The following is a 17176-nucleotide window of genomic DNA, read 5'->3' on the forward strand; positions in this document are numbered from 1 at the left end:
CCCTGAGCTAGTTGAGAATGCGTGGAACCTTCACCGCGACGTTCACCAGTCCCTCTCCGGTCTCTGAGTTGGTCACTTCGCCAGAGTTCAGCGCCACAATGCGAATTTCGTCATTCATCAGGGTCAAAATTGGCCCGCCCGACGAGCCGCCATAGGTATCGCAGAGGTGCAGCACCACCTCTTGCTCTTCACCCACAATGCTGCATCCCACGTGGGCGCTGGCTGTTTCGCCAGGGTTATAGACTGGGAAATCGCCAGAGTAGCCCATCATGACCAGGTTTTCGGCAAAGGGCTGCTCGGCCAGGGCCTCAGTAGAGAGGGGGGCCATCCCCAGAGTGCCGTACTTTTGCCCCAAGGGCTGGTCGAGGGTGACCAAGGCCCAGTCGTCCGGGTTGGGTTTGCGCCCGTCAGCAAAGTCGGTACCTAGCAACAGAGGTTCTACATTGGCGATATCGTCTGGGCTCGCCACCTGACCATCAATCAGGTTGGGCTTAAATTGAATATTGCGAGCTAGCTCTCCAGTCTCTGAATCAATGATGCAGTGGGCGCTGGTGAGCACAATGTCTTCGGCCACCAGAGAGCCGGTGCAAATATAAGCGCTGCCATCGGCGGCGAGGCCAGAAATTCGCCCCACCGCCGACCAGGGGTAAGCCTGACTAGTCACCGGTACCCGCTTGTCTTCACCAATCACAGCGCGGCTGCCCTCGGCAGGGTTGCTGGAGATAGTCAGCCCTGCGGGAATGATCGGCTCGCTGACCTCTAGATCGAGCCCCAGCTCTGAGGGCGCGCTGCCCGCATCCGCTAGAATCGGGCCTACAGTTAGCTCTCTGGCCACCAGAGACGACGATGGGCGTAGTGCCTCGGGTAGGTAGCTGGTCAAGCCCAGTACCAGGCCGAAGGCGGCAGTACCGAAAGAGAAAAAGAGGTGCATGGGGGTCAACTCCAAAAGAGGCGAATTAGGTTCCTAGACGTATCTATGTCTGGAGGTACCGCACTGATTCACTTGGCGGCCCTAAAGTTGCCGATACTGCTGAAGGCCTTACTGAACTGGCTAACTGGATAAGTTCACTTCACTCAGCCATATATGCTGGTGTCGTTCCCGTCAGAGGGTTGCTTATGCGTCATTCCGCAATGTGGGTTTGGTTGTTCGCGGCGGCGGTGCTGGCTGCTGGGCAAAGGCCTGGTCTATCGGTAGAGGTGCAAAATCTACACCCGGCTGAGGCAGAGGCCACGGTAGCTCAGGCTGGGGCAACTGAAGACCGCAAAGCCGAAGCCGATGCGCTATTCCAACAGGGCGTTCACCAGGTTGAGCAAAGCCAGTTTCGAGATGCATTGCAGTCCTGGGAAGCTGCACTAGCCCTCTATCAAGACATCGAAGACATTCAGGGGCAAGCCGATGCATTGACGGGTTTGGGGTTTATCCACTTGTCACTAAGCGACAACCGGGAGGCGATCGCCTACTACGAGCAAGCCCTACCGCTGTTCCAAGCCCTTGAAGACCTACAGGGGCAAGTCAGTGTGCTAACGAATCTGGGTTTTGCCCACTGGTCATTGAGCGATTATCGAGGGGCGATCGCCTACTACGAGCAAGCCCTGCCGCTGTTCCAAACTATAGAGAACCATGAGGGACCAGCTAGTGTTGTGCTAATGAATTTGGGGGCTGCCTACCAATCATTGAGTGATTACCGGAAGGCGATCGCTTACTACGAGCAAGCCCTGCCGGTGTTCCAAGCTCTCGAAGACCTGCAGGGGCAAGCCAGTGTGCTGATGAATTTGGGAGTTGCCTACCAATCATTGAGTGATTACTGGAAGGCGATCGCCTACTACGAGCAAGCCCTACCGCTGTTCCAAGCTCTCGAAAACCGTTACGGGCAAGCCAATGTACTGACTAATTTGGGGATTGCCTACAGGTCGTTGAGCGACTATCGAGGGGCGATCGCCTACTATGAGCAAGCCCTGCCGCTTTACCAAGCGATTGAAGACCAGCGGGGTCAAGCCAAGGTGCTGAATAATTTAGGGAATACCTACGGATCGTTGAACGACTATCGAGGGGCGATCGCCTACTATGAGCGAGCCCTGCCGCTGTTCCAATCCCTCGAAGACCGGCAAGGGCAAGCCAAGGTGCTAGCCAATCTAGGTATTGCCTACGGAGCATTAAGCGACCATCGAGGAGCGATCGACTATCTTGAACAAGCCCTACCGTTATACCAAGCCATCGAAGACCGACAGGGGCAGGCCAATGCACTGACGGGTGTGGGGCTTGCCTACTGGTTTTTGAGTGACCACCGAGGGGCGATCGCCTACTACGAGCAAGCCCTACCGCTGTACCAAGCGATTGAAGATCGTTCCGGACAGAGCGCTTTACTGAGATACTTTGGAGCATTGCTAGCCGCACAAGAACAGCCTGAGCTGGCGATCGCATTCTACAAAGCCTCCGTCAACCTCCGCGAAAGCATTCGTGCGGATCTCCAAGAGCTACCAGAAGACCTCCAATCGTCATACACAGAGTCTATTTCAGAGAGTTACCGAGAACTGGTGCGCTTGCTGCTAGAGCAAGATCGCGTGCTAGAAGCCCAGCAGGTTTTAGAACTGCTGCGGGTGCAAGAAATTGACGAGTACCTGCGCGATATGCGAGGCAATGCCCAGACTGCCGAGGGGCTTGACCTGTGGGAGGCCGAACAGCAGCTTTTGGCTATTTATATGGAGATGGTAGAAGCCGGGCAGGGCTTTGATGCTTTTCTTAATCGTCCTGAGGTGCAAGCCTTTACCCAGCAGCTCCAGCGCAACGCGCGCGGGCAAAACCTCAACCCTGAAACTTTGGTGCGGCTCCAAAATGACCTCAAGCAGTTAGACAATGCCGTTCTGCTATACCCGCTCATTTTGGGAGACCGCCTAGAGCTGGTGCTGGTCACCCCCGAAGGCTTGACGCGCGAAACGGTTGCCATCGATCGCGTGCAGCTCAATCAATTGATTGCCACCTTTCGCACCGATATCACTGGCCGGAAGCCAGAAGTAGAACAGTCGGCCCAGCAGCTTTACGACTTGCTGATTCGGCCTTTAGCCCCCTACTTGGGTGAGACCCAAACCATTCTCTATGCCGCCGATGGTCAGCTGCGCTACTTTCCCCTGGCGGCGCTGCACGACGGCGAACAGTGGTTGGCGCAGCGGTTTAACGTCAACCTGATTACGGCGGCTTCGTTGACCGACTGGGGGCGATCGCAATCGGCTGACCTCTCGGTACTGGCCGGAGCATTTTCAGAAGGGAACCACCAAGTCAAAGTGGGCGACAAACTTTTGGACTATAACGGCTTGCCCCATGCGGGCATAGAGGTCGAGCGCATCGCCACCGACATTCCCGCTACCAAGGCCTATTTCAACCAAGACTTCAGCAGAGTCGCCGTCGAATCTCAACTGGAGAATCACTCCATTGTTCACTTCGCGACCCATGCCGAGTTTGTGGTGGGCAGTCCCCATGAGTCGTTTATTTTGTTTGGCAATGGCGATCGCGTTAACCTGCAAGAAATTGCCAATTGGTCGCTACCCGGTGTTGACCTGGTAGTGCTCAGCGCCTGTCAGACAGCAGTCAGCGGCGAACTGGGGCAGGGCGAAGAAATTTTGGGCTTTGGCTATCAGATCCAGCGCACGGGGGCCAGGGCGGCGATTGCATCGCTCTGGTACGTCAACGATGGCAGTACTCAGGTGTTAATGAATGCGTTTTACACCGCTTTGCAAAACGGCTACAGCCCAACGGAAGCGCTACGCCGTGCCCAGCAGGCTTTAATTGAAGGCGACCTGGCTCTCCTAGGTGAAGACATCCGCGCCGACTTTGAGCTGATTACCGCCGGTTCAGAACCATCCAACAGCACCCTTAACCATCCCTACTACTGGGCACCCTTTATTTTGATCGGCAATGGGCTGTAGCCAGCAGCTACAACCCATTGCTCAGTAACGTGTGACAGATCAACAATGGCTTTTCTCAGCTCTGAGCCCTTGCTTCTAAAACTCATCTTCGCTTAGGGCTTCTGTCTGGGCTTTGCCCTCTGGGACTGGGTGCAGGGTGACTTCGAGGGTGCTCCAGTACTCTATATCGTCTTCGATCGTAATGGCGAACTCGGCGGGGTCGCTAAAGGCGGAGAGGGCCATGCTGCGGCGAAACTGCTGTTGCTCAACATCCCAGTCAATGCCGGTAGCGAAGCGCAGATCGCAGGTGCAGGTCCCTAAATCATCGACTGTGAGATTGTCGTTGGCCTGCACGTACATAAATCGCAGGGTCTGACCCGAGTTGACATCCACGAGCTTGAAAACCGCATCGACAGGGTTGCCGTTTTTGACCGTGAGCTGGCTGTAGCCACTACCGATGGGCGGCGTGACATGGGTGCCAGTGGGTAAGGAGACCGGCAACCGCAGTGTGGGTAGCGTGGCGATGCCGTCAAGAGAGGCAGCGATTGGGGGAAAACTGATGCGTTGAGGATTGGGCGTTAGAGAGGGCACCGCCGCCGCTAAACTGCACAGCCCAATCAAGGCCGCGATCCGTCGCAGACGCTGGGTTGGTCGAAGCGCAGTGGATATAACAGTCATGGTGAAAGTCCTCTGAGGTAATGGCAAAGAGGCCCTTGGGTCTCTCTGACCTTACCTATGGCTCAGTCTCAGAAACTTATTCACTGGTTCAAAGATTCAGCGCCTGCCTATGCCAGCGTTAGCCTTAGGCGTCACAGCTCAATGTCGTCAGGGTCAACGCCTAACTCTCGCAAACCGGGTGGAGGGTAATTCTAATTTATCGCCCTCTCCCGTGAATAAGCTCTCTGACGCCAGACATAGCTATGAGTAACGCGCCGCAATTGGGCCGTTATTTGTAGCTAGGAGTTTTCACTATGACTGTTATTTTTGGCAGCGACTTTGGCGATACAATCTTCGTTTCTCCAGACAACAGCAACGTTTATGCTGGAGCCGGAGACGACTATATTTTTGGCAGCACTGGATTTGACACTATCGATGGCGGTGCTGGCTTTGATGTTGTGGACTACAGCTCGTTAAACACGCCGATTTCCTTAGAAGCAACTGGAGTCGTCAACAAAGGTTTGGCTGGCACTGATCAGATGTCTTCTATTGAAGCGATCGTCGCGCCTGCGGATCAATTTAATCTCATTGATGCCTCAACACCGCTTAATTCTCCCGTATCCGTTGTGGTGGATTTGGCCCTCAATAGCTTGACCATTAACGGCATTCCTGGCGTTGATAGCCTTTCTAGAACTGTTGTCAACTTTACTGATGTGATTGGCACTAGCCAGGCCGATGTGATTTTTGGCGATGGTCAAGACAATATTCTCGCTGGCGCTGGCGGTGATGATTTCATCTTTGGCGATAGTGGAAATGATCTGCTGTTTGGCGGGTCGGGTAGCGATACCTTAATTGGCGGATTGGGTAATGATCTCCTAAGTGGTTATGGCTTTACCAGCGACGAGGTCGATATTTTGGTTGGCGGTGAAGGTAGTGATCTCTTCGTACTAGGAGATGCTCTTGGCTCCTATTATTTAGAGTCAGGCTACGCCATTATTGATGACTTCAACCCTTTTGAGGGCGATCTAATTCAGGTTTTTGGTAGCGCTAGCAATTACTCGTTGTCATTTCAGCCGTTTACCTCTACCAATACTCTAGACACGCTAATTTTCGCAGGCAGCGATCTGATTGGTGTGGTGGCTGGTACGACTAACGTAGTTCCAGCTCTAGATTTTGTGGCCGCCTAATTGACCCCAAAGATTTACGCTAGTGGCGCATGGATAGGCTAAGGCTTTGGCTAACACTGTGCGCCCGCTCGCCCCTTACTTACCTATCGGGAGAACTCACGATGAGACAGCCCCACGCTAACCACTGCATGCTGGCGCTCTATGGCCACCTGCTGAAGTACTTTTTGCTGAGTGTCGCTAGCGGCACGGTGACCTGTTTAGTGGCCTCTGTGTTGGGCGTGGGCTTTCTCGTGGAGGCCATTGCGGCGATTGTGCCCGCTCTGCTCTGGCGGGGGGTAGCGCTAATGCTCTGTTTGGGAGCGATGACGGTGATCGTTGAGTCGCTGCTAGCCGGAGATGAATAAGTTCCTCTGGCCCAGCCATAGGTAAAGACAGCGCGTTGGATCTTTGGTTGTTCAATGCAAAACTAGTCGCAACCCAGCCCCCGGAATTATGACAATATTTCGATACTGGCAACTCATTCGCATCACCAGTTCAGGTGAGTATCAGGCGCACCTGCTTACCCAGGTACAGGAGTGGCTTCAGCAGGCGTTTGCCGACTCGGTGAACCGCGCCGATACGCAAATGACCGATTTTCAGAAAGCTTTGCTCGATCGCTGGCATTCAAAGGCCGCCCAGGCCGATCTGGCGTTGCTCAGTCTGCGCTGCTTTGTCAGCCACCAAATTCGAGATGCCTGCGATCGCCTGGCGCAACAGTTTGGCCAAACCTATGGCTTCACCACCGCCGAGCTGCTAGCGCTGGTGCTCGATGACGACGGGCGATCGCCCTCGACCTATCGCCCCTTTACCCAGCAAATTTTAGAAAGCTACGATCCGGCCAAAGCTGCCCTGAGCACCTGGAGCAATCAGCTGACCTGCAACCACCCGGAGCTAAACCAGCTGCTGCTCGAAAAAGGGCTTTACCGGGCCAGCCCCTGGGCCATTTTGAACGACACCAGCCTGGAGCAAGTGGAGAAAATCTTGCGCACTTTTCATCTGTGCAGTGAGTACGAGGTGAAGGCCGCGGTAGACCTATTAGAGCGCTATCAACGGGTGTACTGTCGCGATCGCATTCGTCAGCGCCAGGCCGGTAGCCCCCGCCGTTGCCACCCTCCTACGCCCGAGCAGCTGCGGGAAATGAACGCGACCCTTGAGCAGCTCAAACAGTTGGCCGAACAGCTGCGCCAGTACCGCATCCATGTGCGAGGTGGCTCAGGTGGCCCCTACCAGGCCGAAGTTCCCGACTGGGATCAAGTGCCCGACTCGACCCCCGTGCCGGATGAGCAAGAGGAATTTTTAGAAGCGTTTCGTCAGGCGGTTAAGCAGGGTTTAGAAGGGGCGATCGCCCAGGTCATCGCCGCCAATATTCACCGGCTCAGCCAGAAGAAAACCCCTCAAGATGACGTCTACGTTAAGGGGTTAAATCGCTATTACTGTCTGGGGCAAACCATTGGCGCTCTGGCGACTGAGCTGGGCCTGGGCAACTTTGCCCGTGCCCGACGGCTGCTAGACCTCCAGCGCCTGCGCGCCGATGTGCGCCATCGGCTGCTCCCTACCCTGTATGAACAGGTGCGGCAGGAGGCCTTTGATTACAGCTCACCCGAGCAGCTCCATCAGCTCGATCACACCCTAGAGGCTATTTTGGCTGAGCATATCGACGGCCTACTGGCCGAAGACGCCGCCGCTGCCCAAAGCCCTAACCGCTCTGGCCCCACCAGTCTATTTGCCCAGCAGCTCTGCGCCACCATTCATCAATTCATGCCCGATTCGGAGTAAGACCATGACTTTCCCCACCTTCCATTCACCCGCTAACCTAAACGCCATGAGTGATTCCCCAGACCCCATCGATTTTGAGTTTGACCCGCTGCGGGCCACCACCATCACGCTCTCGACCGAGGCCGTAAGCTGGGCGGCGCAAGTGGGCCAACAGGTGCCTGATGGGGCACAGCAGTGGTCAACGTTTTTGCGAGCCATGGCGCTTCAGGGATTGCGGCAGTGGCTAGAGGCCGGTGCCCTAGATTTGGCCCTTTACTACGATCGCCACCAGCCCCCTACCCCCGGCATCAACGGTCGAGTGGGCGACTATCGTCTCTGCCTGGTGGCCCAGGGCAGCCTCAGCGACGACGAGGTAGCTATTCCAGCCGCTACGGTGCAGGACGAGACTGACTTTGCCCACCTCTATATTTTGGCCGAGGTGCAGGAAGAAGTTGACCAAGTGACCATTTTGGCCGGGCTGCGGCGCGATCGCCTGCTCGCCCTCCAGCAACAGGGAATGCTAATCGCTCGAAACAACGGCACCTACCGCTTACCCGTTACCGCCTTCGACAGCACTCCCAACGATATTTTGCTGTACCTCACCTGCCTCAACCCGGTGCAGTTGAGCCAGGCTGCGATCGCACCCGTTTCCTCCCGCGTCCAACCGGTTTCCCAGCGCGCTTCCATCAACGTCGGTCGCTGGCTACAAAATCAGCTCAATGCCGCAATCGATGGATTGACCTGGATGCTGCTACCGCCCCTGGATCTGGCCAGTGCCATTCGCTCCGGTCGCGTTGCAAACCTCAGAGAACCGGCTGAGCAACTGGAAGATATTCTGCGGGAGTTGCAGCCCGCAGGGGTCACAATTCCTCCCACAGCGCGAGGGGCCTACACCGACCTGCAAAGCACCGGATTCCCCTTCCGCCTTTACGCACTGACCTGGACAATGCCAACCGCCCAGCCGCCAGAGTGGACGCTCTTTCTGTTTCTGGGCCCGGTACCCGGCGAAACCCTGCCTCCCGGCACGCGGTTGACTGTGCGCGATGCCACCACCGTTCTGGCGGAGCAAACCCTGGCTCAGGGTAACGAAAACGGCTTTCTCTACGCTCAGGCGATCGGTACCTGGAATGAAGCCTTTACCGCCACCGTCGAGCTGCCCAACGGTAACACTCTCAACTGGCCTCCGTTTGTGTTTCAGCCTGAGATGTCCCAATCATGACTTACCGACTCACGATTCACAAAATCGACCAGAGCTGCCTGTTTGAGCTGGCCTGGGGCAAGGGGCAGCGGTTGACTGCCAGCCTGACGTTTCCAGCTCAGCTGTCGGGGCTGTACGAGGCCTGGCGACGGGCCTACCTGGGCTACTACAAGCAGTCGCTGCGGGGGCGGCCTGGGGCCGTGGGGCAGGTGGCGGCCCTGGCGGTAGATTGGCACAGTCAGCTAGTGCAGGCCGAGGCGCGGCTGCTGTCGGAGTTTCACACCTGGCTCAAGCACAGCGATCTCTATGACCTGCGGGAAGAGCTGCGGCGCATGGCCCAGGTGCCTGCAGAAAACCGAGAGCTGTTCTTGACCTGCACCCCCCTGGAGCTGGCCCGTCTCCCCTGGGAAACATGGGAGTTTGGCCCCCAGGTACAAATGGTGCGATCGCCCGCCACCATCCAATCTGCCACCGTCGATCGTAAAGGGTTCCGGCGGGGCAAAGCCAGGGTGCTAGCCATTTTGGGCGATGACACGGGCCTCGATTTTTCGGATGAGCGACGTGCCCTCAGTAGTCAAAAGTTGCTTCTAGACGTTCATTACGTCGGCTGGCAGCCGGGGGAAAATGCTGCTGCCCTAAAGCAGCGCATCTGTGAGGCGATCGCCGCTCCTCAAGGCTGGGACGTGCTGTTTTTTGCTGGCCACAGCAACGAGGCCGCGCTGCTGGATGGGCAGATTTCCATTGCGCCACACACTGCCATTGCCATCAAAGAACTCAGCCCCTACCTCCGCCAGGCCCAGCAGCGGGGGCTGCAATTTGCCCTGTTTAATTCGTGCAGCGGCCTCGACATTGCCCAGGGGCTAATCAGCCTAGGCCTGAGCCAGGTGGCGGTGATGCGTGAGCCAATCCACAACGAGGTGGCCCAGGTGTTTTTGGTGCAGCTGGTGCAGCGGCTGGCTCGTTACCAAACGGTGCAGGAGGCTCTGCAAGGCACCTGCCAGTTCCTCAAGCTAGAGCAAAACCTCACCCACCCCTCGGCTTACCTGGTACCCTCGCTGTTTCGCCATCCTGAGTCGGTGCCCTACCAGCTTCAGCCTGCGGGATGGCGCAAAACCCTACGGCGCTGGCGACCCACCCCCTGGGAAATGGCCGCAGTGGGGGCGCTAGCGGTGGTGAGCCTGCTGCCCCCGGTGCAAGACTGGCTGCTCAGCCAGCGGGTGCTGGCCCAGGCGGTTTACCGCGATGTCACGGCCCAACTCGGCCCCAGCCCCAGCCCCATTGTGCTGGTGCGGATCGACGATCGCACCCTGCAAGAGCGGCGAATTCTCAGACCTTCGCCTATTGATCGCACCCTACTGGCCGATCTGGTCACTCAGCTGGGCGACTTAGACGCCGAGGTGGTGGGCATCGACTATCTGCTCGATCGCCCCACTGAAAACGATGCTTTGCTCCGGCAGGCCCTAGAGCAGGGGGTTGAGCAAGACCAGCAGTGGTTTGCCTTAGCAACCAAGCGCAACGATCCGGGAGAATGGCTGACGGTGCATCCCGAGGTGGCCGTCAACAACTGGAGCCTGGAGGGCGATATTCGCGTGCCCTGGTGGCATGTGCAGCTGCGGGGATGGTCGGAGCGGCCTTTGCCCTTTAGCTACCAGCTGGCGATCGCCCACCACCTCAGCCAAAACCCAGCCCCAAATCTGCCCTATCCCGATTTGCAGAGCCAAAAGCCGCTTCAGTCTTTGGTCGAAAGTCATTGGGAAGCGGCCTACGGAGGCGAGCCACCGATCTCCCCTCGGGCCAACCTTAGCATTGTGACCAATCTCTCCCGCTGGTTTTATCAGCGCTGGCTGCACCCCATCCTCGATTTTTCGATTCCTCCAGCCCAGGTGTATCAAACCATTCCCGCCTGGCAACTGTTGCAAAACCCTGATCAGGCGCTGCAAGCGCTAGATTTACCCAGCCTGCAAGGGCAGGTGGTGATCATTATGGCCGGTGGCTATGACGAGGTAGAAGAGGATAGCTGGGCCTTGCCTGCAGCGGTAGCCTACTGGCGTGGGGATGGCGTCGGCATTCTCAGCGGCGGGGAAGCCCACGCCTATATGGCCCACCATTTTTTGACCGGGCACCTGGTAATGCCGGTACCTGATCTATGGATGGTGCTGGTGGCAGCTGTGGGGGGCAAGGCGATCGCTCTGGGGTTAGGGCATCGTATGGGACGCTACCCGGTGCGATCGCTGGGCATTTTTGTCGGGGCTACGGCAGGCTACGGGCTGCTGTGCCTGCAGCTCTACGTTAGCGGTTTAATCCTGCTGCCCTGGTTCCTGCCGTCTATCACGACCGGTTTGTATCTTTTACCCGTTTTAAGGAGACACCATGGTCAGTCTGCATAAACTCTCTCGGTTCGGCTTGGCAGTAGTTGGGTTAGTGGCGATCGGCAGCGTCAGTCTAGCCAGGGCTGGGTTAGCCCAAGCCCAAACCCCTGACCCGCCGGGTTTGGCATCAATGTGGGACTTTTTTCGCCGCGAAGCCGAAGACCGCCGCGCTGGGGATAATGGTGGCCCCAGGGTGCCCGGTCAGTGCGAAATCACCATCGCCGATCATCAACTCGTCTGGAACCGCAACCCGGCTTTTGTCTGGACAGGGCTGAAAACTATTGCCCTGCGACAACCTGCCCAAGCGCCCTTTTGGGAAGAAACGGTAGAAGCAGCCGCACCGGACGGGGTACATCGCGTCCTTTATTCAGAAGCACCGCTGGCCCCTGGCTCCTATGAGCTGGCCTTTTCTAGCCCGTTGTTGGCCACTGGGATTTTTACGCCTTTTGAAGTGATGGACGATGACACCTATGCCCAAATTGCTACCGAGCTAGAAACCCTGGAGGATTCTCTAGCGGCTGAGAATGCCGATGTTGAAACTAGCGCCTTGGCCCGAGCCAATTTCTTCGCCGATCGGGGGCTAGCCTCTGATGCGCTGCAAGCATTGTTTGCGGTGGCTGAGCCTTCGCCCGAGATGCAACAGCGGCAGGTTGAGGTGGTCGAGATGTTTTGTTCCGATGAACAGCCTGAGGCCCCTTGAGGCAGAGAGGTTGTGATGGCTATTCGTCGGTGGCCTGAGGCACTTTAAGCTTTGTCCCTGCACCTTGAACGGATTGTAAAGATATCGTGGGGCAAACCCCTACCAGCCGTGACGGCCTCCACTACGCCTTCTACGGTCAGCGCATGCCACTGGTGCAACGGCGCAAGGGGATCTAGAGTTACTGCCGCTCAGGCAGCGAGAGTCCGCTAAAAATTTGCCCCAAAGTGAATCAGTCTCTTCTAGCCAGAGATATATGCTGATGACACCTTAACTATCTCCAACTGCTCACAATGCGATATTCAACAAAGTGGCTTGGTCTAGTGGTACTGACGGCATTGATGGTGCCAATCACGTCGGCAGCGGGATTTTCAGAAGAACTTCCCCCTCAAGCGCCAGGCCAGATCAGGGCTAACTTGCTGTCTGCCAGCCAGAATATTGAACCGGGTCGGCTGCTTCAAGAGGGGCAGGCTTTGTACTATCGAGGCAAATTTGCCGAGGCTCTGGAGGTGCTTCAGGTGGCTCTGGCTGAGTACCGGGCGCTAGGGGATAGGCCGGAGCGTTACCGGGGTGAGGTGGCAAGTCTGACCGCGATCGCAGAAGTCTACCTCTGGCAGAATCGCCATGACGAAGCTTTAGACCTGGCTCAACAAGCCCTGGAGATCGCCCGTACTCACCAAAACGATTGGGGAGAAGTCTGGGCCTTAAATATTGCGGGAGTGGCCCAACGCAACCTAGGCCAACTAGAGGAAGCTGAGGCTAGCTATCAGCAAGCCCTGGAGCTGGGTTCAACTTTAGAGGATAAGTTTCCCTTGAACGTGAGTCGGCTCAATCTGGGTGCAGTCTATATGGCGCAGGGCAACATCGCCGCCGCCCGAGAGCAGTTTCAACAGGCGCTGGCCTACCTGGAGCAGCCCTCATCTTCACCAGAACTGGATCTAAGGCGAAAGTACTACCAGGCCCTGACGCTGCAATGGGCGGGGCTGGGAGCTTTAAGAGCCGAGGAATTCGATCAAGCCCTGAGCTTTTTTGAGCAATCGCTTACCCTTGGCCGCGCCATTAGCAATTTGGCAGTGGAAGCGGGAACGTTATTGTCCAAAGGGCAGTTGTATCAGCAGCGATCAAAGGAGGCACTAGCCCTAGAAGCCTATCAGCAGGCATTGTCGCTATACCAGACCCTAGGACAGCCTTTGAGGATTGGTTCCACGTCCTTTAGAATCGGCAGGCTTTATACCGAACAAGACCAGGACGCACAGGCCGTAGAAGCCTATCAACAGTCGGCCAACGCCTTTGAGCAGGCGGAAGATTACGACCAGCAAGCTCACAGTTTGCACTGGCTGGGCATTACCTATCAGAGTCTTGAGCAATATCCCCAGGCGCTGGCGGCCTATCAGCAGGCGCTAGAGTTATACCGCTCAGAAGAGAATCGTTGGTACGAGGCCGATGTGCTGAATAGCATGGGGCAAGTCTATTACTTTCAGGAAAAAACCGTTGAAGCAGAGGCCGCCTATCGGCAGGGGTTGACCATTGCCCAGCAGATTTCCGACCGCCTCAAGGAAGCTCATGCTCTGTTTGGCCTAGGCCATACCCTCATCCAACAGGGAAATGCTTTACGGGATACCGAAGCCTATGAGGAAAGTCGGTTAGTTTACCAACAAAGTATTGAACTGTTTCAAGCAGCCCGAATCATTGCATTAGAACTGGAAGATATTCAGCAAGAGCAGAATGCAATCGAGGGCATCATCGGTAGCTACTTGAATCTAGCTTGGAGTTATGGCTATCAGAATAACTATGTCGAAGAAGTAGTGGCTTCTCAACGAACATTAGACCTCTTAGAGACCTATCGAGAGCGTTTGCCAGAAACAGCGTTTTTAGAACGTAAGATGGTGGCTCTAAATAATTTAGGAATAGCTCATTCCAATGCTGCTCAATCTACAGAATCTATTCAGGCCTCTGGAACCAGTGCGGCCATTGCAGAACAACTTGGAAATTTCGATTTTCAAGTACGACAACTACTTTCAGTTGCTCAGGAATACGCACGTCTGGATCAATATGAACAGGCGCTATTAATAGGGCAGCAGGCCCTGAAAATTGCCCACGATAAACTCCCTCAGGCTGAAGAATTGGAACTTTCCCTGCTGCTGGCCATAGGCAAAATTTATGATGATACTCGACAGTATGATGTGGCATTGGAGTATTACCAGCAGGCTGGGTTGCTGGCTCAGGAATTGGACAACCCCAGTATAGGAAATGTCGTCTTCAACAATATTGGTGCAATCCATGCTACTCGGGGTCAATATTTGCAGGCCCTGGAGCCGTTACAACAAGCTTGGGAGATTGACCAATCGGCGATTCAGCAGTTGCAAGCTGAGGGGCTAGAAGCGGTTGAACGCCTGTGTGGGGAAAGTGCAGCCAGCTTGGGGGTACGGGGGCAGCAAAATTGCCTGAGTATTTTCCAGCATCGCAATTCAGTCACTCTGAACAATCTGGCGCTGGTCTACCACGGGCTGGGTCGTTATTCCGAGGCCATCGAAGTCTATCAGCAGGTTTTGGAGTTTCATCGAGGCATTAGCGATCGCCACAATGAGATGACAGCCTTAAACAATTTGGGAACAGTTTATGCCAGTATCGGAGAGTACACCCAAGCAATCGAGGTCTATCAGCAATCTTTGCAGACTGCTAGAGACATTAATAGCCGTTCCCAAGAAGCCACGGCATTGAACAACTTAGGCATGGTTTATGAACAGCAGGGGCGCTATCCCGAGGCGCTGGAACTGTTTCAAACAGGCTTAGCGATCACTCAAGATATTGGCGATCCCTCTACAGAAGCATCTCTGCTAGCTCACATTGGCGGTGTTTATAAAGATCAAGGCAAGCTGACAGAAGCCTTAGACCTTTATCAAACGTCGTTGGATATTCGCCAGCAACTGGGCGAAGCGGACAACACAAACCTGAACAACATGGCTCTGATTCACCATGAGCAGGGCCATAATGAAAAAGCTCTAGAGTACCTCTATCAGGCTCTAGATATTACCAGAACCACGGGCGATCGCACTGCCGAAGCCTCTGCTTTAGGCAACATTGCGGCTCTCTATGCCACTCAAGCAGACTACGCTAAAGCTCTAGAAGTACAACAGCATGCGGCCAGCATTCGTCAGGAGTTGGGAGGTGGCCCTAACCAGGTTTCTGCCTTGGCAGGTTTGGGGCAAATCTATGTTCAATTAGGGCAGTATGACCAGGCCCTGACTTACTATCAGGAGGCTCTCCAGATCAGCCAGGAAGTTGGAGAAAAAGCCGCAGAAATGTCTGCCCTGAGCTGGCTAGGTAAGATTTACCAGGCTCAAAGCCAGTATGAACTGGCCTTAGAACACTTGCAAAAGGCCCTGCGACTAGCTCAAGACATGGGGGATGTCGCTAACGAAGCTCGGGGGTTGGTCGCGATTGGCCGACTTCACCAGCTGAATGGGCGATTTGACGACACAATTGAGCTGCTGGAGCAAGCGTTGAAGACCCAGCGCCAAATCGGAGTTCGCTTCGATAAGGGCAATACCCTGACCCATCTGGGTCTGGCCTATGGCAGCCGGGGAGAAATCTCGAAAGCCGTGGAAATTTTGCAGCAGGCCATGGCGATTCACCAGGAAACCGGGGAACTGGCCAAAGAGGCGGAGACCCTGGCTAACCTAGGGCAGGTGTTGAAAGCAACTCAGCCCGAATTGGCCATCGTGTTTTATAAACAAGCCGTCAACCTGCGGGAGGGCATTCGCGGTAGTTTGCGGGAGTTGTCCCGTGATTTGCAGCAGTCCTACACCGACAGTGTTGCTGACACCTACCGCGACCTGGCCGACCTGCTGCTGGAACAGGGACGTATTCCTGAAGCCCAGCAGGTGCTCGACTTGTTAAAACTGGAAGAACTGCGGGAGTTTACCCATACTACCCGTGCCACTTGGACGGGTAGCAAACTGGCTTATACCAACTTAGAGGAACCTGTCATTGAGGCCCACTTCAGCCTGATCGCCTTTGGCCAGAGACTTTATGAATGCCAGCAGACTAACTGCAATCAGCTCGGTGGTCTATTGGATCAGCAGGATCAGCTGATCCAGGCCTATAACCAACAGGTGAGAGCCTTTGAAGCCACCGTGCGGGACAACCGCTATGACGACCCACTGTTCCAAGATCCTGACAACCTCAGTGGAGCGGCTCAAGATTTACTGGCCGCTAACCCCAACTCGGTGCTGATTTATCCCTTCATCACCGAAGACAAACTGTGGCTGCTGTGGGCTGCTGGCAGCGCCGTCGGTACCGTCCAGGTCGAGGTTTCACAGGGGGAACTGGCCAGGACTGTGCAGCGCTTTGGTGAGTTGCTCACCTCTGGGGGAAACTTGGCCGAGCTGCAGGCTGCCAGCCAGCAACTCTACGGTTGGATCGTGGAACCCCTGGAAGCCGAACTACAGAGGAACAACATCCAAAAGCTGATTTTCGTCAATGACCGCATCACTCGCTACATTCCTATGGCGGCCCTGTTCGATGGGGAGCAGTTTCTAATTGAACGCTACACCCTTTCCACCGTCATCTCACCAGCACTCACCGACACTGAAGACCGCCTTACCGGCCTTGACGAGTCCCATGTGCTGGGGTTAGGGCTGAGCCAGCCTATCTCTGGCTTCACCCCTCTACCTGCAGTTGAGCCTGAGCTGGATAACATCATCCTCAGCGATGCCACCGACACCATCGGCATTTATCCCGGTCAAATATATCTAAATGAAGCCTTTACCCTAGATCAGTTGAAAGATAACGTGCTGAACCATCGCGTCCTGCACATTGCCAGCCATGCCGCCTTTGTGCCCGGTCGTAAAGAGGACTCGTTTATTCTCCTGGGGGATGGGCAAAAACTACGGGTGACCGACATTGACGATATGAGCGGACGCCTGAGCAACCTGCACATGGTGGTGCTCTCCGCCTGCCAAACCGCTTTAGGTGCCGAAGCCGGAGACGGCACCGAAATTGCCGGAATTAGCTCCTACTTCCTCAAAACAGGCCGGGCCAAAACCGTCATCGCTTCCCTCTGGGCCGTTAACGACAGCAGCACCAGCCTGCTGATGCAGCGCTTCTACGAACTGCTGGCCTCTGGCGAACTGACCAAAGCGGAAGCCCTACGCCAGGCCCAACTCAGTTTGCTCTACGACGAAGATAGCGAAACTCGCCTTGCTGCTAGCCGCGCCACCATCGAATTGGAATCGCGGCCCAGTCAACCCATCTCAGACACCGGGTTTCAGCATCCCTATCACTGGGCACCCTTCATCTTGATTGGCAATGGCTTATAGACCGGGCCTTGGTAGAGCCAGATAAACCCCTAGCCAAAGTATGGCACTCTGGGCCTCATTCTTGTTCTCGGGCAACTGGCACCCCATGCCCGACGAATGGGCTCGGTGAGTGA

General features: G+C 55.7%; 10 protein-coding genes. 8 read left to right on the forward strand and 2 right to left on the reverse strand.

The genetic code is table 11. The annotated features are described in order from the left end of the window. Window positions 1–7: 7 nt before the first annotated feature. On the reverse strand, window positions 8–931 hold the full coding sequence (locus IQ273_RS00430) for a serine protease (RefSeq protein ID WP_194021012.1): 924 nt from the start codon (window positions 929–931) through the stop codon (window positions 8–10). A gap of 185 nt (window positions 932–1116) precedes the next feature. Here IQ273_RS00430 and IQ273_RS00435 point away from each other — a divergent pair, with 185 nt between their 5' ends. Then, a complete protein-coding gene (locus tag IQ273_RS00435; protein ID WP_194021014.1) occupies window positions 1117–3921 on the forward strand; it encodes a tetratricopeptide repeat protein in 2805 nt (934 codons plus the stop codon). A gap of 75 nt (window positions 3922–3996) precedes the next feature. On the opposite strand, the gene IQ273_RS00440 is transcribed toward IQ273_RS00435, so the two are convergent. Then, entirely contained in the window at window positions 3997–4578 is a 582-nt protein-coding gene (locus IQ273_RS00440; RefSeq protein WP_194021016.1) for a hypothetical protein, read from the reverse strand. Between the two features lie 293 nt (window positions 4579–4871). On the opposite strand from IQ273_RS00440, the gene IQ273_RS00445 reads away from it, so the two are divergent. From IQ273_RS00445 to IQ273_RS00475, 7 genes are all read left to right on the forward strand, one after another. Beyond that, a complete protein-coding gene (locus tag IQ273_RS00445; protein ID WP_194021017.1) occupies window positions 4872–5744 on the forward strand; it encodes a calcium-binding protein in 873 nt (290 codons plus the stop codon). Window positions 5745–5845: 101 nt separating this feature from the next. Continuing rightward, window positions 5846–6088 (forward strand): hypothetical protein, encoded by a 243-nt coding sequence (locus tag IQ273_RS00450; protein WP_194021018.1) that lies wholly within the window; start codon window positions 5846–5848, stop codon window positions 6086–6088. A gap of 88 nt (window positions 6089–6176) precedes the next feature. Further along, window positions 6177–7499, forward strand: a complete 1323-nt coding sequence (locus IQ273_RS00455) for a hypothetical protein (protein WP_228052184.1) — start codon at window positions 6177–6179, stop codon at window positions 7497–7499. A 4-nt stretch (window positions 7500–7503) separates the two neighbouring features. After that, entirely contained in the window at window positions 7504–8697 is a 1194-nt protein-coding gene (locus tag IQ273_RS00460; protein ID WP_228052185.1) for a DUF1822 family protein, read from the forward strand. Beyond that, the gene (locus IQ273_RS00465; RefSeq protein WP_194021019.1) at window positions 8694–11063 is read left to right on the forward strand and encodes a CHASE2 domain-containing protein; all 2370 of its coding nucleotides are present in this window, start codon (window positions 8694–8696) and stop codon (window positions 11061–11063) included. Before IQ273_RS00460 ends, IQ273_RS00465 begins: the two co-directional genes overlap by 4 nt. Beyond that, entirely contained in the window at window positions 11047–11745 is a 699-nt protein-coding gene (locus IQ273_RS00470; protein ID WP_194021020.1) for a hypothetical protein, read from the forward strand. The genes IQ273_RS00465 and IQ273_RS00470 overlap by 17 nt, the downstream gene beginning before the upstream one ends. 290 nt (window positions 11746–12035) lie before the next feature. Then, entirely contained in the window at window positions 12036–17063 is a 5028-nt protein-coding gene (locus IQ273_RS00475) for a tetratricopeptide repeat protein (RefSeq protein ID WP_194021021.1), read from the forward strand. Window positions 17064–17176 lie beyond the last annotated feature (113 nt).

The organism is Nodosilinea sp. LEGE 07298 (assembly GCF_015207265.1).
In the GTDB taxonomy this organism is placed as follows: Bacteria; Cyanobacteriota; Cyanobacteriia; order Phormidesmidales; family Phormidesmidaceae; genus Nodosilinea.